This is a genomic window from Peribacillus sp. SIMBA_075 (genome assembly GCF_046534585.1).
This window is the reverse complement of sequence record NZ_JAWRYN010001180.1, coordinates 1-251: the sequence shown is the minus strand read 5'-3', so window position 1 is coordinate 251 and position 251 is coordinate 1. Positions and strand designations below refer to the sequence as shown.

Annotated in this window: 1 pseudogene; it reads right to left on the bottom strand. The window is 34.3% G+C overall.

Annotated elements, in window-relative coordinates:
• Nucleotides 1–16: 16 nt before the first annotated feature.
• Nucleotides 17–251, bottom strand: a pseudogene (locus tag SB775_RS32045) (MFS transporter); the annotation flags it as partial.

Sequence of the window (251 nt, the reverse complement as noted above, 5' to 3'; positions counted from 1 at the left end):
TGCGTCTTTATGCATGCTATAAATGCGCAGATTGCGAAGGTTGTTTTTCATATGGTTTCTGTTTAGATAATGAAATGAAAATAATTAATAATGAAATCACACCGAAAATGAGAACCATATATTGCAATCCAATCGTATCTAAGAAGAAGCCTGTGCCGAGTAAGACAATTTGGAACATAACTCTCTCAAACATATTACGGAATGAGAAGAGACGACCATGATAGCTTTTTTCCAAACGAAAGTGGAAAAAA